1 protein-coding gene and 1 pseudogene are annotated in these 6,815 nt (G+C 38.6%); both read right to left on the bottom strand.

What is annotated here, in order from left to right; genetic code table 11:
• Window positions 1–2,887: pseudogene (locus tag K0S23_RS17865) on the bottom strand (hypothetical protein); the annotation flags it as partial.
• A gap of 94 nt (window positions 2,888–2,981) precedes the next feature.
• On the bottom strand, window positions 2,982–6,806 hold the full coding sequence (locus K0S23_RS17860) for a T9SS type A sorting domain-containing protein (protein WP_300360189.1): 3,825 nt from the start codon (window positions 6,804–6,806) through the stop codon (window positions 2,982–2,984).
• Between the last annotated feature and the right edge of the window lie 9 nt (window positions 6,807–6,815).

The raw sequence follows: 6,815 nt of genomic DNA, 5'->3' as shown, positions 1-6,815 counted from the left end.
CAAAGGTTGGTGTATTCGTGGAAGCATAATAGGTATTCCCATCGATCCAAGTTAGGGAATCGCAAGCTGTTTGAACATCCGTTCCTGTGGTTGAATTCGCAATCGTTAAATTCAAAGTAACCGTAGAATCACAACCTGCTGCATTCTGCAAAACAAACGTCGGGGTATTAGTAGAAACATAATAGGTATTCCCATCGATCCAAGTTAGGGAATCGCAAGTTGTTTGAACATCCGTTCCTGTGGTTGAATTCGTTATTGTCAAGTTCAATGTTACTGTTGAATCACAACCCGCTGTATTCTGCAAAACAAACGTTGGAGTATTCGTGGAAACATAATAGGTATTTCCATCGATCCAAGTTAGGGAATCACACGCTGTTTGAATATCTGTACCAAAGATTTGTGCAGGTTCACCAATAACTTCGTTTAAAGAAGTTTGACAACCATTTGCATCAATAATGGTAACCTGGTAAACTCCCGGGGATAAATTTGTTCTATTCTGACTTGTGTTTCCATCATTCCAGGTAAAGCTGAAAGGAGCTGTTCCTCCAATTGCAGTTAAATTAATGGACCCATTGTTTTCTCCATAACAACTTATGTTGGTTACAACAGAATTGAAGAATGTTACGGGACAGTTGTTAAGTACCCGCGCCACACGATTCCTTCCTACCCCGTTATAACTCGTAAATCCACCAACGATTACGATATTTCCATCAGGTTGAATAGCACTTCCCCAGATTCCACCACTTAATACCCCGCTACCAGGATTAAACGACATATCCAATGACCCGTCAACATTTAACCGTGCAATTGCGTTTCTGGAAACACCATTGATGTATGAAAATTGTCCGCCGATGATCAGTTTTCCATCAGCTTGCAGGTTTAATGTATTGATATTGTTATTTGCCCCAGTACCCGGATCAAAGCTAAGATCCAACGAGCCGTCTGAATTCAAACGAGCAATGTTTTTTCTCGCTACTCCATTAAAACTGCTAAACTGACCAGCAATGATAATCTTCCCGTCTGGTTGAATTTTAGCACAATAAATAGATCCGCTTGACCCAGTTCCGATATCAAATGTTGGATCAATTGATCCATTAGCATTCAATCGTACTATTCTGTTGGAGGGAATTCCATTGAAAGTAGTAAAGACCCCACAAACTATTATTTTTCCATCAGATTGAATAGGTGTTGCGTAAACTGCATTATCCGCTCCGGTTCCTATGTTGAAACTTGCATCTAAAGCTCCCGCTGAAGTTAACCTTGCAAGGTATTTCGATGATAATCCATTGTACGTAGTAAAGAAACCACCTATGAGTATATTCCCGTCGGATTGCAAATCAGTGCTAACAACAATATTGTTTGCACCAGTTCCGGGATTAAAACTGAGATCCAAGGTCCCATCGGAAAGAATACGAGCTATGCGGGACCTTGGTTGTGTCCAACAGTTAAGAAATCCTCCTCCTATGATAATCTTTCCATCCGGTTGTAGTTTCATAGAAATAACATCTGCATCCGGCGAACCATTTGTATAAGGGAAAGCAGGATCTATATTTCCATCGGGTAACAGACGGGCAAAATAAGTGTGGTAATTACCGTTATACCCGGTAAATACACCACCAATAAAAATTTTCCCGTCTGGTTGCAATACTGTGCATCGGACTGCATCATTTGCTCCGTGACCCGGATTGAAGGTTAAATCAAAACTTCCATCCGAGTTTAACTGCATAATTCTCCCGACAGAATAAAGAGGGTCCAATAAATTTGTAAATCCACCGGAAACAATTATTTTTCCATTAGATGCTAAATCAATTCTAGCAATAGATGTGGATAATGATGGTCCGTAAAAGGAAGTGTCTAAAGTTCCATCCGGATTGATCCTAAGCACGTCACCAATAGCAGTACCATTATATGTTGAAAGGGCTCCTCCGATTACGATTTTTCCATCCGCTTGCATAAGTGCAATATCAAAAGCACCCAATGGAAAACCACTCCCTGAGTTAAATGAACTATCATGAGTTCCATTTGAATTGAGTCGGATAATTCTTTTAATTGGAAGACCATTGAAAGTCGAAAAATTACCAAAAACAATTATTTTTCCATCGGTTTGCAAAAGCAAATAACTAACGAACGAATTAGGCCCGACACCCGGATCAAATGATGTATCTACCGTTCCATCACTATTCAAACGAGCAATATTCTTTCTTGACGTACCACTATATGATGAGAAAGTTCCACCGATCAATATCTTGTTGTCCGGTTGCAAAATAACACTTTCAATAAATGCCAAAGGGGATCCAGTGTCCATAATAAATGTTAAGTCAAGCGAACCGTCGCTGTTCAGACGTATTAAGCGCCCTGTAGATGCTCCATTATAACTTGAAAAGCTGCCGGCAATAAGAATCTTACCATCGGTTTGAACAGCGATACTATAAATAACACTTCCTGATCCGAAGCCGGTACCTGCATCAAAAGAGGCGTCTAATGAACCATCCTGGTTGATCCGGGCAAGGCCATTTTTGGAAACACCATTAACGGTTGTAAATAGTCCAGTAATGATTATTTTTTCGTCAGGTTGTTTACAGACTTCATTAATACTATTATTAACACCAGTTCCCGGATTGAATGTCGGATCAAAACTTCCATCAGGATTTAAACGAGCCATTCGAGGGCATGAAATACCATTATAGGTGGTGAAGTTTCCTAATATCGCAATTTTTCCATCAGACAGTCTAACTGACCTCACTAATGAGTTCGCTCCATCTCCAATGGAATATCCAAGATCCGATGGGTTAAATGCCGGGTCATTCGAACCTGCCTGGCAATAGGCTGTATAATTGCAACAAATAGTAAATATAGCTGTGAATAAGAGATTTAGGAAGTAGTTCATTTTTAAAGTTATAGAAGCGGTAAAGTTATAAAATTGTTTTATCAACCAATAATGTCTATTTGCAAAACCATATTTACAATGAATAAATGACTGTTTACTGCTTCACTACCCGCTGAACATTATGTCCCTGTGAATTCTTAAAGTCAAATAAGTAAACTCCGCGTTCGAAGTTTTGCAAAGAAACCGTTCCGTTATTTTGTATTTTGTCTTTCAAGACCATTTTTCCCTGAACATCGTAAACGGTCAGTTCGGCTTCCGAACCGGAGAAAGAGATGTGAACCTGGTCGTTGGTTGGGTTGGGGTAGATCTCGAATAAGTTGGCGGTATAATCCGGTAAACCTGCGGTGCTTACAGTTCCATTATTGAAGTAGATGGCTTCCGTTACCGTGAAGTATTCTCCCTGAGATTTAAACGGACAGAATACACTCAACTGCAGCCAGTAAACACCGTTTCCGTTGTTCAGGACATAGCTTGTGGTATCGAAGTTTGAGCCGTTTGAATCCACAATATTCCAGATTACGTTTACCGTATTTCCGTTTGCCCAGATCGAGTCGATGTAAGCCGTGTCAATTCCGTTATAGTAAATATCGCAATTCGTTAGTGTTACTCCTAAGGAATCGGTTGCCAACGAATCAATGAATGGATTGTTGAAGACGTAGTTTGAATCGACCGGAATTACCACCGGAACCGAAAGCGTATCTCCACAGTTGTCTGTTATCTGTAAGTCATGCACTCCGTGACAAAGATTCGTTACCAAACTGTAGCCGGTAGAAGTGATTGTTTGTGAACCGTTGTCGAAATCCAGTTCGAAAGGTGCATTTCCGGAAACCGTGACGGCCACCTCGCCCGTACAGGAATTGGCATCGGAAGGTAGGGAGAAGGAGTTTTCGATGGTTAAAGGGAGGGATGGGATGATTGTCAGATCAAGGGTAATGATTGAATCGCAGCCTGCTGCGTTTGGAATCGTGTCAATGTATTGACCGGAAACGATATAAGTTTGACCGTTGATTGGCCAAGTGAAGGAATCGCACGCTGTTTGGGTTTCTGTGCTAATGCCAGAGTTGAGAATTGTTAAATCAAGTGTGATAATCGAGTCGCAGCCAGCTGTATTTGGAATCGTGTCAAAATACTGGCCGGAGGAAGTATAGGTTTGTCCGTTAATTTGCCAGATGAATGAATCACAAGAACTTTGTATTTCTGTACTTGAGTTGGAATTTAAAATTGTTAAATTCAATGTGACAATTGAGTCACAACCTGCGGCATTTGGAATGGTATCTACATATTGACCAGAGACAGAATATTGATTTCCATTTACTGTAAAACTATCACATTCCGTGACATTAATAGTACTGTATGTGGGGTTATTAATGGTAAGGCACAAAGTAATGATCGAATCACAGCCAAATATATTCGTAAATTGCTGAGAATAAAACCCACTAGAAGCATAAACCTGTCCGTTCCAAGTGTAAAAATCACAAGTCGAAACAAAAATTGAATCATTTGAATGATTGATCGTTAAGTTTAATGTGATGATCGAATCACAACCTAGAGCATTGGTTAATAATTGTGTATATACTCCGCCTGATGTATAGTTTTGACCATTCAAAACATAATTGTCACATGCCGAGGCAGTAATTGAACTGTTTGAAGGGTAACAATTCAATAGCCGAGCCAAACGGTTTCTTGGATTACTGTTATAATTGGAAAATCTTCCACCCACAAAAATTTTCTGATCTGTTTGTAGAAGTAATGAAAGCACTTCATCATCAAATCCGGCACCTGAAATAAACGCACCATCCAAACTGCCATCACTATTCAAGCGCACTATTCTGTTTCTATTAATTCCATTGTATGATGTAAAGTTTCCTCCAACAATTATTTTACCATTGTCCTGAATAATGATCGTTTTGACATCCCCATCAAACCCACTTCCTGTATTAAATGTAGCATCCAAACTGCCATTACTATTCAAACGTACCAGTCGGTTTTTAGATAAACCATTAAATGTTGTGAAATTACCTCCAACTAAAATTTTTCCATCCGCCTGAATAGCACTAATATAAATACTATAATTTGGTCCGTTTCCTGAATTAAACGTAGGATCGACACTGCCATTTGTATTCAAACGTGTAATTTTATTTACACTATTTCCATTGCAATAAGTAAAATCACCTACAACAACAATCTTCCCATCAGGTTGTATATTGGAAGAATATACTGGATTATTTGAGTTCCAGGTAAATGTTTGATCCAGGCTTCCGTCAGCATTTAGCCGCACAAAATAGTTGTGTGTATTTCCATTAAATGATGTAAACGTTCCCCCTGCCAGTATTTTTCCATCACTCTGAACACATAACGTTCTTACATAATTATCGAATCCGCTTCCAGTATCAAAGGTTGAATCTATACTTCCATCACTATTTAAGCGGGTAATCCTCATACATGAAGTTCCATTATAGGTAGAAAAACCGCCTGCAACTACTATTTTACCATCATTTTGTATATTTATTGAGGATACCGTATTGTTGAATCCATTCCCGATATGAAATGTCGTATCAGTTTCACCATTTGTGAGTAACCGAACGATTCGCTTTTGTATTGTTCCATTGTATTTTGTGAAATTTCCGCCTACAACAATTTTTCCATCCGTTTGTATATCCAAACTACTCACAAAATCATTAGATCCTGTTCCTGCATTGAAACTTATATCTAAGGTACCATCACTATTTAATCGAAGCATGTGACCAGTTTCTACATTAGAATAAGAGTTAACGTGGCCTAAAACGATTATTTTTCCATCATTCTGAACACTAATATTCTCCACCTGGCTATCAAGAGCGGTTCCCAAATTTGAACTAAAAATTGGTTCAGCTGAACCTGTAGAATTTAGTCGAATTAAAAAAGCGCAAATTGTACCGTCATACGAATAATGAGTACCTCCCACCATAATAGTTCCATCGCTTTTTATCTTTACTGAAGTGCTATAACCACTATCAAAACCGCTACCAACGACAAATGAAGCATCGATTGTTCCATTACTATCTAATCTTGCAATTCGACTGCGACTTTGACCAGCATAAGTTGTAAACCCACCTACAGCAACTATTTTCCCGTCAGACTGAATAGCTATATCCCATACAGTATTATTAAAACCAGAACTCGGATTAAAGGTTAAATCATGTGAACCGTCGGTATTTAATCTGGCTATTCCAATTCGGGCAGTTCCATTATATCCCGAAAAACTTCCAACAGCAACCAATTTCCCGTCCGTTTGAAGTTTAATAGACCTCACCTGACTACTACTAATACCAGTAAAACCAGTGCCAATTACATAACTAAGATCTATTGTGCCATCGGTATTTAATCTAACTATTCGAGATCGAGAAATTCCGTTAAACGAATTAAAATTTCCGGCAACAATTATTTTCCCGTCGGTCTGGATAACAATTGTTTTCACATAACTTCCTAACGGAAAACCAATTCCAGGATTAAAAGATGTGTCAACACTACCATCACTATTTAATCGAGCTATTCGGTTTCTAGTAATACCATTGCAAACAGTAAAAGCTCCAACAACAACAATTTTTCCATCATTTTGAAGAGCAAATGCTTCTGTCCATGAATTAAATCCGGTCCCGATATTAAACGTAGTATCTAATACTCCGTTCTCATTAATTCTTGAAATACCATATTGAACAACACCATTGTAGCTAAAACTAGGATACGAATTTGCTCCTCCAACCAATATTTTCCCATCGGGCTGTATTGCTGAATAAATTACAGGATTTGAGATTCCCAATCCATTCCCATATAAACCGTAATCGATACTATTAAAATTCGGATCATTTGCTCCAGGTTGAGCAAACGCATTACTTGAAAGAAGAATTAAGAAAAAAAGTATTAATGTTAAATGATTCATACGGTTAAT

It is taken from the genome of Fluviicola sp. (assembly GCF_029266855.1).
Taxonomy (GTDB): domain Bacteria; phylum Bacteroidota; class Bacteroidia; order Flavobacteriales_D; family Crocinitomicaceae; genus Fluviicola.
The sequence above is the reverse complement of the archived record's forward strand: the minus strand, read 5'-3'. Positions and strand labels throughout refer to the sequence as shown.